The sequence below is a fragment of the Shimia sp. NS0008-38b genome (assembly GCF_040370365.1).
GTDB lineage: Bacteria > Pseudomonadota > Alphaproteobacteria > Rhodobacterales > Rhodobacteraceae > Shimia.
The window spans coordinates 771,531-785,605 of record NZ_BAABWQ010000003.1; the positions used below are offsets into that span (position 1 = coordinate 771,531).

15 protein-coding genes are annotated in these 14,075 nt (G+C 55.1%); 9 read left to right on the forward strand and 6 right to left on the reverse strand.

Annotated elements, in window-relative coordinates; genetic code table 11:
• Nucleotides 1-87 precede the first annotated feature (87 nt).
• Genes ABWV47_RS15965 through lpxK form a run of 3 tightly spaced genes read left to right on the forward strand, consistent with a single transcriptional unit; the run spans nucleotide 88 to nucleotide 2,567 of the window.
• On the forward strand, nucleotides 88-330 hold the full coding sequence (locus ABWV47_RS15965) for a DUF4170 domain-containing protein (RefSeq protein ID WP_353313573.1): 243 nt from the start codon (nucleotides 88-90) through the stop codon (nucleotides 328-330).
• A gap of 6 nt (nucleotides 331-336) precedes the next feature.
• Nucleotides 337-1,557, forward strand: a complete 1,221-nt coding sequence (locus ABWV47_RS15970; RefSeq protein WP_353313575.1) for a 3-deoxy-D-manno-octulosonic acid transferase — start codon at nucleotides 337-339, stop codon at nucleotides 1,555-1,557.
• The gene (lpxK, locus tag ABWV47_RS15975) at nucleotides 1,554-2,567 is read left to right on the forward strand and encodes a tetraacyldisaccharide 4'-kinase (protein WP_353313577.1); all 1,014 of its coding nucleotides are present in this window, start codon (nucleotides 1,554-1,556) and stop codon (nucleotides 2,565-2,567) included. Before ABWV47_RS15970 ends, lpxK begins: the two co-directional genes overlap by 4 nt.
• A gap of 29 nt (nucleotides 2,568-2,596) precedes the next feature.
• On the opposite strand, the gene ABWV47_RS15980 is transcribed toward lpxK, so the two are convergent.
• Together ABWV47_RS15980 and ABWV47_RS15985 are read right to left on the reverse strand one after the other, a co-directional pair.
• Nucleotides 2,597-3,277 (reverse strand): DsbA family protein, encoded by a 681-nt coding sequence (locus ABWV47_RS15980; protein ID WP_353313579.1) that lies wholly within the window; start codon nucleotides 3,275-3,277, stop codon nucleotides 2,597-2,599.
• Nucleotides 3,278-3,799 (reverse strand): DUF721 domain-containing protein, encoded by a 522-nt coding sequence (locus tag ABWV47_RS15985; RefSeq protein WP_353313910.1) that lies wholly within the window; start codon nucleotides 3,797-3,799, stop codon nucleotides 3,278-3,280.
• An 89-nt stretch (nucleotides 3,800-3,888) separates the two neighbouring features.
• Between ABWV47_RS15985 and mutY the strand changes: the two genes are divergently transcribed.
• Complete coding sequence (gene mutY / locus ABWV47_RS15990; RefSeq protein WP_502959711.1) at nucleotides 3,889-4,932, forward strand: A/G-specific adenine glycosylase; 1,044 nt, start codon at nucleotides 3,889-3,891, stop codon at nucleotides 4,930-4,932.
• Between the two features lie 64 nt (nucleotides 4,933-4,996).
• Complete coding sequence (locus ABWV47_RS15995; RefSeq protein ID WP_353313583.1) at nucleotides 4,997-6,130, forward strand: alkane 1-monooxygenase; 1,134 nt, start codon at nucleotides 4,997-4,999, stop codon at nucleotides 6,128-6,130.
• Here ABWV47_RS15995 and ABWV47_RS16000 read toward each other — a convergent pair.
• From ABWV47_RS16000 to ABWV47_RS16015, 4 genes are all read right to left on the reverse strand, one after another.
• Nucleotides 6,127-7,545: an adenylate/guanylate cyclase domain-containing protein gene (locus ABWV47_RS16000; protein ID WP_353313585.1), complete on the reverse strand. Its 1,419-nt coding sequence runs from the start codon at nucleotides 7,543-7,545 to the stop codon at nucleotides 6,127-6,129. The genes ABWV47_RS15995 and ABWV47_RS16000 overlap by 4 nt on opposite strands.
• A gap of 182 nt (nucleotides 7,546-7,727) precedes the next feature.
• Entirely contained in the window at nucleotides 7,728-8,843 is a 1,116-nt protein-coding gene (locus ABWV47_RS16005; protein WP_353313587.1) for a site-specific DNA-methyltransferase, read from the reverse strand.
• 100 nt (nucleotides 8,844-8,943) lie between these two features.
• A complete protein-coding gene (gene rnhB / locus ABWV47_RS16010) occupies nucleotides 8,944-9,567 on the reverse strand; it encodes a ribonuclease HII (protein WP_353313589.1) in 624 nt (207 codons plus the stop codon).
• Nucleotides 9,568-9,677: 110 nt separating this feature from the next.
• Nucleotides 9,678-10,121, reverse strand: coding sequence for a hypothetical protein (locus ABWV47_RS16015; protein WP_353313591.1), 444 nt, complete (start codon nucleotides 10,119-10,121; stop codon nucleotides 9,678-9,680).
• A gap of 173 nt (nucleotides 10,122-10,294) precedes the next feature.
• Here ABWV47_RS16015 and ABWV47_RS16020 point away from each other — a divergent pair, with 173 nt between their 5' ends.
• The 4 genes from ABWV47_RS16020 (at nucleotide 10,295) to ABWV47_RS16035 (ending at nucleotide 14,062) form a co-directional block, all read left to right on the forward strand.
• Nucleotides 10,295-10,597, forward strand: coding sequence for a hypothetical protein (locus tag ABWV47_RS16020; RefSeq protein WP_353313593.1), 303 nt, complete (start codon nucleotides 10,295-10,297; stop codon nucleotides 10,595-10,597).
• Nucleotides 10,569-11,273: a winged helix-turn-helix domain-containing protein gene (locus ABWV47_RS16025; protein WP_353313595.1), complete on the forward strand. Its 705-nt coding sequence runs from the start codon at nucleotides 10,569-10,571 to the stop codon at nucleotides 11,271-11,273. Before ABWV47_RS16020 ends, ABWV47_RS16025 begins: the two co-directional genes overlap by 29 nt.
• Before the next feature lie 137 nt (nucleotides 11,274-11,410).
• Nucleotides 11,411-12,964 carry a DUF427 domain-containing protein gene (locus tag ABWV47_RS16030; protein WP_353313597.1) on the forward strand — a complete coding sequence of 518 codons (1,554 nt, stop codon included), beginning with the start codon at nucleotides 11,411-11,413 and terminating at the stop codon, nucleotides 12,962-12,964.
• A gap of 81 nt (nucleotides 12,965-13,045) precedes the next feature.
• The gene (locus ABWV47_RS16035; protein WP_353313599.1) at nucleotides 13,046-14,062 is read left to right on the forward strand and encodes a LacI family DNA-binding transcriptional regulator; all 1,017 of its coding nucleotides are present in this window, start codon (nucleotides 13,046-13,048) and stop codon (nucleotides 14,060-14,062) included.
• Nucleotides 14,063-14,075: the final 13 nt, after the last annotated feature.

The window sequence follows — 14,075 nt, forward strand, 5'->3', positions numbered from 1 at the left end:
GATGCGCATGGAGGTCGTTCGCCCCCTTGAGGCCATCGGCCAAGCGGCTTAGGTTGCCCACATTCCAGCACCTCATAGGAGTGGCCCATGGCACAACGACTGCACCTCGTCTTTGGCGGCGAATTGATCGACCCTACCAAAACCGCGTTCAAAGATGTGGATGACCTTCACGTCGTTGGCATTTTCCCAGACTACGATAGCGCCTACAACGCTTGGAAAGCCGAAGCCCAGCGCACGGTGGACAACGCGCATATGCGGTACTTCATTGCGCATCTGCATCGCCTGCGGGACGAAAGTGCCGCCGCATCGTCCACCGAAGAGCTCGGATAAGCACAGATGGCGCGCTCGCTGGGCCTTGCGGCTTACCTCGCTTTCGCGCGCCGTCAACCGTCGCAGATGGGCGCAATTGAATGCCCACGCCCCGATGGTGAAGTGATTTGGCTGCATTGTGCAGAGCCCTCTCGGGTCCGCACCTTGGCCAAGCTGGGGCAGCGGCTCACAAAACAAAGGCCGGACGCGCGGCTCTTGCTGACGACACCTGCAGATGTCCCTTTGACGCAAAGCCTGCCAGCACATGTCATTTGGCAGCCTTGCCCAACCGAAAGCCCGATCGATATCGCCGCCTTTCTGGACCATTGGCGGCCAGATCTGGTGCTGTGGTTGGGCCCCGCTGTACGCCCGGCACTGATTGACGCAATTCGCACGCGTGATGTTCCCTCGGTTTTACTCGAGACCCTTAACCCTAAAATCGAGCAGAAACGCCGCCGTTGGGGGCCGGAACCGATCCGCGGGACGTTGGCGCGGTTTACATCGATATTTGCACAAAATGATGACGCGGCAGCCCGTATGCGCAAGCTGTTGGGAGAGAGTGCCGACATCCATGCAAGCGGTGTTTTGATGGAGGAAGCTTCGGCCCTTCCGGTGAATGACAGCGACCTGGAAGAGCTGCGCACAAGTTTGGTCGGGCGCCCCGTGTGGCTTGCGGCACGCCTGCAACCCGATGAGTTGGCTGTGGTTTTGAACGCATACCGCGCGGTTTTACGTCTGTCCTATCGCATGCTGCTGGTTGTGGTCCCTGATCGGCCGGTCGATGCCATGGCGATGAAAGCTGCCATACTTCAAGATGGCTGGCGGGTGTCCGATTGGGACGAGGGCGATGTGCCCAAGGAAGACACACAAGTCTTGTTTGCCCATTCTTCTGAGGAACTGGGACTGTGGTATCGGGTGGCGCCGGTGAGTTTTGTGGGATCCTCGTTGATGTCAGGCGCAGGCGGACGCGATCCGCTGGAGCCCGCCGCTCTTGGCAGCGCAATTCTGTATGGCCCGTCTGTGCGACGCTATCTTGGAAGCTACACCAGACTGGCCAATGTAGGCGCGGCGCGGATCGTAAAAGATGCTGACAGCTTAACCTCAGCCTTGATGGTGTTGGCCGCACCAGATCAGGTCGCGGTGATGGCCCACGCGGGCTGGCAAGTGGTGTCTGACAGCGCGGAGGTTTCTGATAAAGTGATCGCGCATGCCCACGCGCTTTTGGACAATCGGGATGTACCTGCATGAGAGAACCCCATTTCTGGTCCAACCCACAGCGCCACCCCGGTTGGCAAGCGCACCTGCTCGCGCCCTTGGGCGGGCTTTATGCGCTGGCCACGAAACGACGAGTCGCAAAGGCCCCTGAAGGGTACAAAGCGCGGGTGCCCGTCGTCTGTATCGGCAACATAAACGCAGGGGGCACGGGAAAAACGCCGACGACCATCGCGGTGATGCAACGGTTGCAGACGCAAGGTGTCGCAGCACATGTTGTCTCACGCGGTTATGGCGGCAGCTTGAAAGGCCCAGTACGCGTAGAGGAACGCACCCACCGTGCAGCGCAAACCGGTGATGAGCCACTTTTGCTGGCTGCGTTTGGGCCAACATGGGTGTCAAAAGACCGGGCGCAAGGCGTGGCAGCTGCGGAACAGGCCGGTGCCGAGGTGATCCTTCTGGACGATGGTTTTCAGAACCCATCCGTGCAGCAAGATGCTGCAATTGTGGTGGTGGACGCACAGCGCGGCTTTGGCAACGGGCGTTGCCTTCCTGCGGGGCCATTGCGTGAGCCTGTGACGACCGGGTTGGCGCGCGCAGATCTGGTGTTGTCGATAGGCAACCGTGCAGCACAGGAGGTGTTTACATCTCTTTGGGGCGCTCAGATTGCCAGCCTTCCTCATGCGACTGGCGCGCTTGAGCCCCTACCAACAGGTATGGACTGGCGCGAAACACCGTTTTTGGCCTTTGCTGGCATTGGCCACCCAGAGAAGTTTTTTGACACGCTGCGCGCACTTGGAGCCAATTTGGTACACACTGAAGCATTGCAAGATCATCAAGCCTTGCCGCCAGCGTTGCTCACACGACTGGCCGCCGAGGCGCAGATGCGCGGAGCCCAACTTGTCACAACGGAAAAAGACGCTGTGCGCCTGCCCAAAGAGATGCGCGCTCAGGTCCTGACTTTGCCGGTGCGTTTGAATTTAGACGATTGGTCACCGCTGGATGCAATGATGTCGCGCATCGGGGTGCCACAGAGACCAGCCTGAGCGACCGCAAGTCGCTCAGGCTGTTTGGCTTAACCTTCGAGTTTCGCGTCCAGAATTGCGCGCAGATCCTCGTAGTTCATGTTGGAATGCTTCTCACCGTCGATGAGCAGAGTTGGGGTTGCCTGCACGTCATCAGCGGCGGCGTTTTCCTGAAACCATGCCACCAGCGCTTTTGCCTTATCTTCGTCCTGCAGACAGGCTTGTAGCTGATCGTCCTCCAAGCCAGCGAGACGACCGGCCTTGCGCAGAGAATCAGCAATGGCGACAGGATCACCTGCTCGGGTCCATTCGCCTTGGGTTTCCATCAGATAGTCGGTCATGCCAAAGAACCGCTCTTGGCCACCGCATCGAGCCACCATGGACGCCCAAAGGCCAAAGCGATCAAAATAGACATCACGGAAAATGAATTTCACTTTGCCAGTGTCGACATAATCCGCTTTTAGCGGCTTCAACACCGCCTCGTGAAAGTTCGCGCAGTGCGGACAGGTGAAAGAGGCGTACTCAACGATGGTGATTGGTGCATCCTCTGCGCCCATCACCATTTCAACGATCTCTGACGAATCGGTGCTTTCAGACGCAACCGTTTGAACATTGGAAACTGACGGCAGCGTGGTGACCGCCACAGTCGTGGCGGGTTGGTTGGTAAACCAATACGCACCAGCAGCAACAGCAACCGCACCAGCGGCGATCACGGGAATAAAACGGTTCATCTATAAACCTTTCTTGGAGTTTTTGTTTTTCATCAAGACATTGCCCGCTAGCTGTTCAAGGGCTTGCCGCAAGTCGGGGTTATCAAAGGAAGCCGTCACCCGGGCTGCCTCTTTCTGTGTCTCAGGGTCGGGAGTGGCCTTGACCTTCTTTGGGGCCGCTCCAAATTGCGCCTGCCCATCAGAAAACCCTGTTGGCGCGGTTTGGGTAATGCGCAGATGGGCAATCGCGTTGTAACCATAGGCGGCGTTTACGCGGCTGCGCAAAATCTCTTTCTGCATCTCCAACATTGGCGCCTGCGCCCCAGTTGTCAGCACCGTCAACGTGGCCCCAAAACTCTGGCGACCATATTTGACATCAACGGGACGACAAATGCGCGCCATGTCTTCGCCAACGATCTCTGACCAGTGAGTCAGCACACGCGTTTCCGCAAAACCCCGGCTTTCGCTGGCTTTGCGGATGCGGTCCCTCAACAGAGAGGAGGTTCGAGCGAACCCTTTGGTGGTTGGACGGCGCATCTTGATCTTGCATCCTTTGGTCGAGAGCTATTTTAGTGGCCCGGCCCGGCTGTGCCAGCGAAACCGTCCCTAAGTGAGGATAAAACTTGCGTGATATGCCTAAGAGCTCCGATCTATTGGAGTGGTACGACCACAATGCACGCACTATGCCGTGGCGCGTTGGCCCGCAGGAGCGCCAAGCCGGCGTGACACCCGATCCCTATCGGATTTGGATGTCGGAGATCATGTTGCAACAAACCACCGTTGCAGCGGTAAAAGACTATTTTGAACGCTTCACTGCCCGGTGGGCTACGGTGTCTGATCTGGCGGCGGCTGAGGATGCTGATGTCATGGCGGAATGGGCCGGGCTTGGGTATTACGCCCGCGCTCGTAATTTGTTGAAATGCGCGCGCGTGGTGGCCGATGAGTTGGATGGCGTGTTTCCGGGGACAGTTGAGGAGTTGCTAAAACTGCCCGGCGTTGGCCCCTACACAGCGGGTGCCGTGTCCTCTATTGCATTTGATCACCCTGCCACAGTGGTGGATGGCAATGTGGAACGCGTGATGGCACGGCTATTTGATGTACACACACCCTTGCCCGCTGCAAAACCAGAGCTCACCGATCTGGCAGCAGCCCTCACGCCGGACGTGCGCCCGGGAGACTATGCTCAGGCGGTCATGGATTTGGGGGCCACAATTTGCACCCCGCGCAATCCGGCCTGTGGGATTTGTCCGTGGCGCCAACCTTGCCGGGCGCGATTGGCAGGCACAGCGGCTGACCTGCCTAAGAAAACACCAAAAAAACCGAAGCCAATCCGCCATGGGGTGGCGTACATAGCACGGCGCGTCGATGGCGCTTTTCTGCTGGAACGACGCCCGGAGAGCGGATTGCTGGGGGGCATGCTGGGCTGGCCCGGATCAGACTGGGTGGAAGTGGATGCGCCAGCACATGAGGCCCCTATCAGAGCTGAGTGGAAAACGCTGAATACCGAAGCGCGCCATACGTTCACGCATTTTCATTTGCGCCTGAAAGTCTGCACAGCCCTTGTGCCAATGGATCGCAAACCCTCCGTCGGGGAATTTGTCGATGCGGACACCTTTGATCCAGGGAATCTCCCCACGGCCATGCGCAAAGCATTTGATCTGTATAGCGGCGCTTGAGCACATTGCAGCACAGCCAACTTCGCCGCATAGTCTGAGCAATTTCTAGCGAGGGTCTGTACAAATGGTGTCGTCTACGCAATTGGCCAAGTTTTCTAGCGCGCTTCCGTTCTGGTGCTCCTTGCTGTTGATCCCATTGGTTTGGATCACAGCAGGTCTGGGAGGTTGGTGGGTGATTTTGGTGCCCCTTGTCACTTGGTACCTTTTCTCGGCACTGGATGCCGTGACGGGGCTCAATCTGGAAAACGCAGAACTCGAAACCCCCGACGAAGACCTCAAATGGTATCGTCTGATCACGCTGATCTGGCCTTGGCTGCAATTTGCGACACTGTTTGGCATGATCTGGTACGCCACGCGCGCCGACCATCTGAGCACAGCGGCTTTGATTGGTCTGTTCTTTGGAGTGGGCGTGATCACGGGGACTGTTGGGATCAACTACAGTCATGAGCTGATGCATCAGAAGCCCAAACATGAACGTTGGCTGGGCGATCTCTTGCTTGCGATGGTGCTGTATTCCCATTTCCGTAGCGAACACCTGTTGGTGCATCACCGCTACGTTGGCACACCGCGCGATCCCGTCACAGCACGCTACAACGAGGGATTTCACCGGTTTTTTCCGCGTGTTCTGATCAGCTCGCTCAAGTCCTCCTTTGCTGCAGAGAAAGCCATGCTGGCGCGCAAAGACATGCCGTGGACGGATCTGTCCAACCCGTTCTTTCGTTATTGGGCACTGCAAGGCGCCATGCTGCTCTTTGCGTTGATTCTTGGTGGCTGGCTCGGCGTGGCCCTGTTTGTATGGCAGGCCTATATCGCGATTTGGCAGCTCGAATTGGTCAACTATGTGGAACACTACGGCCTTACCCGCAAACACCTAGGCGAAGGCAAATATGAGCATGTGAAGCCGCACCACAGTTGGAACGCTGCGCATAAGGCCTCCAACTGGTTGCTGATCAATCTCCAACGCCACTCAGATCACCACTACAAGCCGGATCGGCGATTTCCTCTGTTGCAAAACTATACTGACGCAGAAGCGCCGCAATTGCCATTTGGCTATCCTGTCATGACCATCGCGGCGATGGTCCCGCCGGTCTGGAAACGGGTCATGAACCCGCGGGTCCGAAAGTGGCGTGGTATGTACTACCCAGAGATCACCGATTGGCACGCTTACAACAAAGCCAAGAACCCAATGCCACGTTAGGCATTGTGGTCTTTGGGGCGCTCAAAAGCCCAGACTGTGAGTTTTTCAGCCACACCGCGCACGTCTTGATCGGTAAATTTCTGCAACCCATCGAGACACTCGTCACCGCCTTCGCGCAATACTTCTGCACGCATGCCGTCGCTGATCACCAAACGTGCGTTGAGACCGCGTGTCATACTTTCGAGGCGAGATGCCACGTTTACCGTATTACCGACCACGGCGAATTCCAGTCTATTTGCGCCGATATCTGCCAGAACGGCGGGGCCATAGTGTGCTCCAAATCCAACCCGCAGCGGCAGTTGTTGCCGTTCTATCCGAGCCTCATTCCACACATCCACATCTCGCATCATCTGACGTACACATTGCAACGCGTTTTGTGCGTCATTTTCAGAGGGGCTCGGTGTGCCAAAGGTCGCCATCAACCCATCGCCTAGGTATTTGTCCAGCGTTCCGCTATGTGCAAACACTGCTGCCTCCATCAAGCCGTGAAACTCCCGCAATGTTTCAATGACTTCTTCGGGCTTTCGGGTTGCGGCAAATTCGGTGAAGCCCACGATGTCGACAAAAAGCACAGCAATGTTGTGGTTGCGGATCTGTTTGAGGGGTTCGTCGTTTTGGCTCAGCTCTTCGACCACATTGGGGGAGAAATAACGCGACAGATTGGTGCGTTCGCGTTCAAGCGCCGCGTTGGAGCGCAAAAGCCGATTGAAACGGCGCACCGACAGTCCAAGCGTTATTGCGACAAGTAAGAAGACCACAATCTCTTGCACCCGCAGTCGGATGTTGAATTCGTTCGGGTCAATGAGATGTGCCAAATCTGGCCATCCAGGAAGCGCAGCAGTCACGGCATCGCTCATGCCCGGAACGGGGTCTGACAGCCAGATTGACAGCACAAGTGCACCCGCCCACATGCCGGCAGTCCATGTGCCAATGGCAATCACAGTGCGCCACGAGTAGGCCAAAGTGCCAACCGCTAAGATCAAAAACAGATAGCTGAAGTTACCAAAGCGGTATTGCATCGCTTGTGGCCAGTCGTCCAATCCAATTGGATTTGGACCAATAATTCCGACCACCATCAATAAGAGGTCAACGAAGATCAACACCAGTTCAGTACGAGATTGGCCGACACGGCCAACACGACGTATCCACCAGCCGTTGATGCACAGCAGCAGCAAAATGAATTCGTAGTATAAAACTTCAGGCCATGGAGCGACAAACAGGAGAAACACACCGATGATGGACATCGCCACCCAACGTGCTTTCACGGCAAGCTCTAGACCCTGACGTTTGTGATAGGCCAATGCAGCTTCTGTATAGCTGTCATCACGCATCTCATCGTCGTCGAAATTGTCAAAAAACCGGGGCCTGCGGCGAGAGCTCTTTGGCGCATCCGTAGGCGTCGCTTGATCAGCCATCGTGACGGCCCTCCATTCTCAAGACCGAGATAAGGTCTCTACCCCAGCTTACATCCCCGAAGTGGCAAAAAAACCCCGCCGATTGTCGGCGGGGCAAGTATAGGTGCCTGTCTCGTCAGTTCGGCAACAGGCACCGGCGGTAACCTATACCGGTGTTTTGTGGTGTTGCTGTTGGAAACAGATCAGTTTGGGCGCGCGGCCATCTCTGCGCGGATTTGTTGCCGCAACAGATCAATGGGCACTTTTTTGCCTTCGCGTTTGTAAGACCAATAGGTCCAGCCATTGCAACTCGGCGCGCCTTCCAGATGTGCACCCACTTGATGGATGGAGCCTTTGATGTCGCCCCCAATCAGAGTGCCGTCTGCGCGCACTTTGGCTTTATAGCGGCCATTGAGCGAATAGAGTTCCTCGCCCGGACGCAACATGCCGCGCTCGACCAATTGGCCAAATGGAACCCGGGGTTCCGCACGTTTTGAGGCTGTCACGGTGAGAGCTTCACGGTCAAACTTGCGCACCTTGGCAAGGCGCTTTTCAGCGACCTTACGGTAGCTCGCTTCGCGCTCGATACCGATGTATTCGCGCCCTAGCATCTTGGCGACGGCGCCGGAGGTACCAGTGCCAAAGAATGGATCAAGCACAACGTCGCCCGGGTTGGTGGAGCCCACCAAAACGCGGTGCAACAGGCTTTCCGGTTTTTGCGTTGGATGGGCCTTGTCGCCGTTCTCATCTTTCAGACGTTCGTGACCGGTGCAAATGGGCAGAACCCAATCAGACCGCATCTGAATGCCTTCGTTCAGGGACTTAAGCGCCTCGTAATTGAAAGTGTATTTTGCACCCTCAGATTTGGACGCCCAAATCATAGTTTCATGCGCATTTGTGAAACGTTTGCCGCGGAAGTTCGGCATTGGGTTGGATTTGCGCCACACCACATCATTCAAAATCCAGAAGCCCTGATTTTGCAATTCTGCGCCCATGCGGAACACATTGTGGTAGCTGCCAATCACCCAGATTGCGCCGTTGGGTTTCAGAAGGCGGCGCGCCGCTTTCAGCCATTCGCGTGTGAACTTGTCATACGCGGCGAAACTCGAAAACTGGTCCCACTCGTCATCAACCGCGTCCACTTTGGAATTGTCGGGACGGTGCAGATCGCCTTTTAACTGAAGGTTATAGGGCGGGTCTGCAAAAATCAGGTCGATCGAGTTTTCAGGCAGACTGTTCATCACTTCGATACAGTCGCCGGACAAAATACTATTGATCGGGAGCGCGGACGCGCTCTTCGCTTTGGTCATCGTTTTCATTCTCTGCCTCATTACGGCGCGGTTTTTTTGATGCGCTCGTTATGTGGATAAGTTTGATTCAAACGTGATTCGTCGTCAATTTCTTTTTTGAATCAGAGCGTTAGTTTTTAGCTTGATACAAGATATTGTGCACAGGCTTAAACGAACGCCTATGATGTGGGGTGACGCCCAATTCCAACAGCGCTGCTTTGTGGCTTTTGGATGGATAGCCTGCGTTTGTTTCCCATCCGTAACCCGGAAACTGTTGCGCCAAATCCATCATGATCGCATCTCGTGTTGTTTTGGCCACTATGGACGCGGCAGCAATCGACAGTGATTTGCCATCGCCTTTGATCACGGCTTCGGCGGGAATGGTGAGGCCCATGGGGATCAGGTTTCCATCGATCAGAAGGTGTTCCGCGCAATGCGTCAGACCGGCCACCGCGCGCTCCATGGCAATGTGACTGGCGCGTAAAATATTGTGTTCATCAATCTCAGCGACCGAGGCATGGGCAATGCAGACATCTGCGACTTGCAGTATTTCGGCAGTCAAAGCCTCACGGCGTTTCGCTGTCAGCTTTTTTGAATCGTTGAGACCCTCGGGCACATTGGCCGGGTCTAACACCACAGCTGCCGCAGTGACCGGCCCAGCAAGTGGGCCGCGGCCCACTTCGTCAACGCCAGCCACAACCGTCACACCGCGCCCAAAGGCTGCTTCTTCCAAGGAAAAATCTGGTTTTGTCATGGTACGTCAAACAGCACCTTAATCTGCAATACGCAAGAAAAAAGCCGGGCGCCTATGGCGCCCGGCCAGACCGAACAGACGTCGGTCCTCCCTGCTAAAAATAGATTTGGTTATCGGAACGTGACCTTGTAGCCATTCCGGCTCAAACATTGGGTGCGGTAGCCAGCAATTTTGTGTCCGTTCACACCGTTGCGCCGAACGTAGCACTTTTCTGGCAACCGATGCGCTGGGTACTGAGCGCGGTGCAGGCAGCGCTGACCGTATGCCTGGATGATTTTGCCACGCGGAGTTTCAAATCGCTTGGAGCAATGGCTTGGCAACCACGACTTTTTCTTTGGCTTTTTGGGTTTGGTTGGTTTTGGTTGCGGACGCGGCAACGGTTCGCTGGTCTTTTTGTTGTCCGACACAGCCGCGCCAATTACCGCCAATGCGGTCACGCCAAACAGCAGCGCAGCGATGGCATCTTCATCCATGGCGTTTGCGCGAGGCGCTGAAACTCCGGTGACAATCAGAGCGGCACTGAGAACGGAAACGATGAAAGACTTCGAAGTCATAAAGATAATCCTTGCGATTGAGTGTGTAAAAATCCGGGATCGGGTCCGGGCGACAGCACCACACTCACCGCGGTCGAAAAAATCTCACAATATCATGGCATTGATATGGGATAACCAACACAAAAACCTGATTGGTTATTGAATATCAGATCACATTTGCGCAGGGTAAGCTTATGAAAATACGCATTTCACATACCTTATCGGCGGCGTTACTTGCCATGCCTTTGTTGTTGCCAAACGCGGCAGCTGCGGCAGAATGTTATGCCGACTATAAGGCAAAAAAAGACGCGCCCTTGCGTTTGCACTATGGCGTTGTGGCCCTTCAAAATGGGTGTGACAAAGCCTCTGCAAAGCAGGAAATTGCCACACGGATTGGGCAAGACGGCTGGACGCTGTTAAACGTGCTGTCCGTGTTTGACTCCTCTGACCTTGAGGGAAAGGAAGCCAGTGCAGGAAAATTCTACCTCCGTTATTGAAACGCGACGGAGCGGCGGGCGTATTGTGGCGGTTGGGATTGGCGTTATCGTCGCGATCCTTTTGGCCTGTGCAGCTCTGCTATTGCTGACGCTGCCCGATGCCAACGCGTTTAACGCGCGAGTCGAGAAGTTGTTTTTAGAAAACGACATGCTGACCGGGCAGTCTGAGATCAAATTGTTGGAGATCTTAGCGCAATCAGGCACCGCCTTTGCCGATACATTGGCGAGCTACCGTGTCGTGATCACCGTGCTGTTGGTGTTTGCCACTGCAATGATGATTGCCGCGTTGGTGTTTTTGGTCGCTTTGGTCATGATCAACCGGCGCATGGCACAGATTGAGCGCGCTGGCATTCAAGTGACGTCGCTGATTGTGAGCCGCGAGGAGAAAACCGTCTATCTCAACGAGATGGGATTTAAGCTGACTGATGCAGCGATGGAGACACTTTCGGTGCTCGCTGAGGCACGTATGGATGAAGATGTTTTGTCGGGAGTTGAGCTGGAAAGTGTGATTTCCGGAAAACCTTCGACAGAGTGTGATGAGGCCGCAGGGGCAACCCGGATCAAGCGACTTCGGGATTCTCTTGGCAATCAGATGGTGAGCCAACTTTTGGTCAAGAACATCGCCCGCAAAGGCTATGTTTTGTCGATCGACAAAGACGTAATTGAAGTGCTCTGAGACAGACTCTTTGGCGTGTGCCATTATACGACAACCCCGCCATGCGCAGACAAATATCGCTGCACAACTCTTGTTTATGGTTTGTTCGCACCCCACATTTGTGAGCATAGTTGGGTGCGACAGGGAGAGGTCACGCCATGGAAGGTTCACGATTTGGGACAAATGCCGGTTATGGCATCGAAATAAAACCCATTGAGGCGACAGTCAAAATTCTACGCGATGGCATGCTCTTGGCACAAAGCGACCGCGCCAAAATCATGTACGAAACCCGTCTAAGCCCTCAGGTTTACGTGCCCCTTGAAGATGTGGTTGTGCCTCTGTCAGAGCAAACAGAGCTAAAGACCTTCTGCCCGTTCAAAGGCACAGCGCGCTATCGCGATATCCAAGTGGACGGCGCGATCATTGAAAATGGCGTTTGGTCTTACGACGACGCGATGCCAGAAAGCCGCGGGATCAATGGCCATATTGGGTTCATGCCCAACGCAAACGCCGAGGTTGACCTAGGTGGGGCCATTCTTGACCCGGTAGCCGACGGCAACATTTCCGGCCCGCTGGTGGACTGGCTGATGCGGGGCGCCGCATTTGAAACGACGCCTGAAGACTTTTTTGGCGCTTTGGGCAAGATGATGATCAAACATGGCATCGCGGTTTCACGCATGAGCGCGATGATTTGGTCTTTGCACCCCTTGATTGCAGGCAAAAACTACATCTGGAAACGTGACGAAGATGAAGTCACGACCTTCGCGCCATCTTATGAGCTTTATGAGCATCCAGCATTTCAAAATAGCCCGCTAAATCATGTGTCCAAGGGCCGCGGAGGCGTGCGCCAGAAATTGGACTTAATTGCGGGAGAAATGCCGTTTCCTTTTCTGACGGAACTTAAGGAAGAGGGCGCAACAGACTATGTTGCAATGCCACTCTTCTTCTCCAACGGTCAGATCAATGTATTGACGCTGACCAGTGACCATAAAGAGGGGTTCACAACAGCCAATCTTGGTCTGATCTTTGAAGTCTCCAGCGTTATCAGCCGGTTCTTTGAGGTTTTCACCCAAAAAGAAAACGCGCAGTCTTTGCTGGAAACCTATGTCGGAGCCCGCACAGGCGCGCGTGTGCTGGGCGGTGAAATTCGCCGAGGCGATGGAGACGATATCGACGCCGCAATCATGTTTTGCGATTTGCGAGGCTCCACACGATTGGAAGAGGAATTGGGCCGCGTGGCCTACATTGAAGTTCTGAACATGTTCTTTGAGACAACCTCGGCCATCGTGAATGCGCACGGAGGAGAGGTGTTGAAGTTCATCGGCGACGCTGTTCTCGCCGTGTTCCCGGATCCCGACGATGGTACAGATGCTGGCGCAGAGGCCCTGCAAGCGGCGCGCGAAATTGTGCAACAGCTTGAAGCAATGCAGGAACAGGACGCCAGTCATTGCTGTGAATGTTCCATTGGCATTTCTTATGGGCAGGTGACCTATGGCAACGTTGGATCCAAAGAGCGTTTGGATTTCACCGTGATCGGACGCCCTGCCAATATTGCTGCGCGGCTGGGCGATTACGGCAAGAAGGTCGGTCACCGAATTGTTGTCTCCGAGCGCGTTGCGCGCCATGAAACTGATTGTAAGCCGCTGGGAAAGGTAAAGTTGCACAATGTCAAAGATGACGTGGTGTGCTTCGCAGTCTCCGCTGACGGATAAAATTTTCGAGGCGGTCGCAGCGCTTGAACCCGTGCGACAGTTCGCGATAACATCCAAATGACTTTATTGGGATGACAATCAGTGACACAAAAAAACCGTTCCTTGACCCTCCGTGATGTATCCGAAGCTTCAGGGGTGTCAGAAATGACGGTCAGTCGCGTGTTACGAAATCGCGGTGACGTTTCCCCGGCCACCCGAGACAAGGTTCTGCTTGCCGCTAAGGAGTTGGGGTACGTGCCCAATAAGATAGCGGGAGCTTTGGCCAGCCAGCGAGTGAATCTGGTCGCCGTGATTATCCCGTCGCTCTCAAATATGGTGTTTCCAGAAGTGTTGAGCGGTATCAGTCAGGTCTTGGAAGAAACCGAGTTACAGCCAGTGGTCGGCGTTTCGGACTACCTTCCTGAAAAGGAAGAAAAAGTACTCTACGAGATGCTGTCTTGGCGGCCGTCAGGTGTGATCATCGCTGGTCTTGAACACACAGAAGCCTCCCGCGCCATGCTCAATGCCAGCGGCATTCCAGTGGTGGAGATCATGGATACAGACGGCGACCCCGTGGACGCTATGGTTGGGATTTCACATCGGCGCGCAGGCCGTGAAATGGCATCGGCCATTTTGCAGGCGGGCTATAAAAACATAGCATTTTTGGGCACGAAGATGCCGCTGGACCACCGGGCGCGCAAGCGTTTTGAGGGCTTTACTGAAGTTTTGGCGAAATCTGGCGTCGAAGTCTACGACCGGGAGTTTTACTCCGGCGGATCTGCACTCGCAAAGGGGCGTGAGATGACACAGGCGGTGCTGGAGCGCAGCCCCGATGTGGATTTCATTTACTATAGCAACGACATGATTGGGGCCGGTGGTTTACTTTATCTGCTGGAGAAAGGCATCGACGTGCCGGGTCAGATCGGCCTTGCGGGTTTCAACGGTGTCGAGTTGTTGCAGGGTTTGCCGCGTCGATTGGCAACGATGGACGCATGCCGGCGTGAAATTGGCACCAAAGCTGCTGAAATCATCGCGGCGCGGGTGCATGGAACCGACAAAGACACGTCCCTTACGTTGGCCCCAACAATCAGCTTTGGCGAGACATTGCGCCGGGATTGATCTGGACGCCTAG

Bases quoted from the DNA above. Each gene is read 5' to 3' on its own strand.
- ABWV47_RS16030 (WP_353313597.1), top strand. From the start codon at position 11,411: ATGGAAGGTTCACGATTTGGGACAAATGCCGGTTATGGCATCGAAATA.
- ABWV47_RS15965 (WP_353313573.1), top strand. From the start codon at position 88: ATGGCACAACGACTGCACCTCGTCTTTGGCGGCGAATTGATCGACCCT.
- ABWV47_RS16020 (WP_353313593.1), top strand. From the start codon at position 10,295: ATGAAAATACGCATTTCACATACCTTATCGGCGGCGTTACTTGCCATG.
- lpxK (WP_353313577.1), top strand. From the start codon at position 1,554: ATGAGAGAACCCCATTTCTGGTCCAACCCACAGCGCCACCCCGGTTGG.
- ABWV47_RS15995 (WP_353313583.1), top strand. From the start codon at position 4,997: ATGGTGTCGTCTACGCAATTGGCCAAGTTTTCTAGCGCGCTTCCGTTC.
- ABWV47_RS15970 (WP_353313575.1), top strand. From the start codon at position 337: ATGGCGCGCTCGCTGGGCCTTGCGGCTTACCTCGCTTTCGCGCGCCGT.
- ABWV47_RS15980 (WP_353313579.1), bottom strand. From the start codon at position 3,277: ATGAACCGTTTTATTCCCGTGATCGCCGCTGGTGCGGTTGCTGTTGCT.
- mutY (WP_502959711.1), top strand. From the start codon at position 3,889: ATGCCTAAGAGCTCCGATCTATTGGAGTGGTACGACCACAATGCACGC.
- rnhB (WP_353313589.1), bottom strand. From the start codon at position 9,567: ATGACAAAACCAGATTTTTCCTTGGAAGAAGCAGCCTTTGGGCGCGGT.
- ABWV47_RS16015 (WP_353313591.1), bottom strand. From the start codon at position 10,121: ATGACTTCGAAGTCTTTCATCGTTTCCGTTCTCAGTGCCGCTCTGATT.
- ABWV47_RS16000 (WP_353313585.1), bottom strand. From the start codon at position 7,545: ATGGCTGATCAAGCGACGCCTACGGATGCGCCAAAGAGCTCTCGCCGC.
- ABWV47_RS16005 (WP_353313587.1), bottom strand. From the start codon at position 8,843: ATGAAAACGATGACCAAAGCGAAGAGCGCGTCCGCGCTCCCGATCAAT.